This is a genomic window from Paraburkholderia sp. J63 (genome assembly GCF_905220245.1).
Classification (GTDB): domain Bacteria; phylum Pseudomonadota; class Gammaproteobacteria; order Burkholderiales; family Burkholderiaceae; genus Paraburkholderia.
The window spans coordinates 1-1,356 of record NZ_CAJMZF010000126.1 but is presented as its reverse complement, the minus strand read 5'-3'; the positions used below and the strand labels follow the sequence as shown (position 1 = coordinate 1,356).

Below are 1,356 nucleotides of genomic sequence, written 5' to 3'. Positions count from 1 at the left end.
GTAGCTTGCGCGGCAGTCCCCATCGCGAACGATCCGTTGCCGCTCGCCGTCGAAGCGCTACCGACGGCCACCGCACCCGTTCCCAGCGACTGAGCGTCTGCGCCGATCGCAACGCCCGCACCGACAGTCGCCGTCGCAGCCTGTCCGATTGCCACGCTCCCGGTAAGCGGTGTGGCGTAGGCGGGATCACTGCCATCATCCGGGCCGGCAACATTGACCCAGGGATTCGACGAATCCGATACAGCACTTACCGCACCGAGCCGGTTATTCACCGCCTGCAGGGCAGTGTGCGTATTGCTTGCCAGGTTATCGACAGCCGCCAGCACGGTTGACGTCGAACTCGCTAACTGACCCACAGTGGCTGCATCGGACGACGCCGTGCCAGGTGCCACGCTCGTGATTTGACGAAGGAGATTATTCGACGCGTCACCAACGGAAATCGTGTACGGCCTGTTCGCGACCGAGCCGAGACCCAGTGCCACCGCTCCCACTTGCGTGGCCGTCGCGCCGGCGAGGCCCGCCCCGTAACCGCCAATGTACGGATTGCCCGTGATCACGGCCTGGTTCATCTGCGCCACGTTGACGGCATCGGTCGCCGCCACGCCGGCGGCCACGTTGTGCAGCGCCACCGGCGTAGTCGAGCCCGCACCGCCCAGCGTCACAGAATTGTGCGCCGACGAGTCGTACATCACCGCATCGGTCAGCTTGCCGTTGATATTCGTGATGTCGCCCTGCAGCGTCGTCACGGCCTGGTTCGTCGCAAACAGCTGCTGACCGTTCACCGCGTCCGTGCTCGATGCGCTCAGCAGCCCGTTGGCCCCGTTATGCAGCGCCACCGGCGTGGTCGCGTCCGTGCCGCCCAGCGTCAACGAATCGTGCGCCGACGAGTCGTACATCACTGCATCGGCCAGTTGGCCGTTGATGTTCGTGATGTCGCCCTGAAGCGTCGTCACGTTGCCTGCCAGATTGGTCACGGCCTGGTTCGTCGCAAACAGTTGCTGACCATTCACCGCATCCGTGCTCGATGCACTCAGCAGCCCGTTGGCCACGTTATGCAACGCCACCGGCGTCGTCGAATCCGTGCCGCCCAGCGTCACGGAATCCATCGCTGAACTGTCGTAGTGCACCGCCATCGTGTCGGTACCGACAGCACCACCATCGCCCAGCGCGTCAATCGCGTCGCCCACATTATGGTAGGTCTTGCCGCCGACGGCATAGCTCGGATTCGAGATCGAACCGTTCGGGTTCACCGTCGAGCCGCCGCCCATCGAATCGGCCGTCGAGCTGGCCAGCGCGTAGAGCTGCGAGCCGTTCACCGCGTCCGTGCTCGATGCGCTCAGCAGCCCATTGGCCACA

Annotated in this window: 1 pseudogene; it reads right to left on the bottom strand. The window is 64.6% G+C overall.

The window, feature by feature from the left end:
* Nucleotides 1–1,356 (bottom strand): annotated as a pseudogene (locus tag U5775_RS38775) (hypothetical protein); the annotation flags it as partial.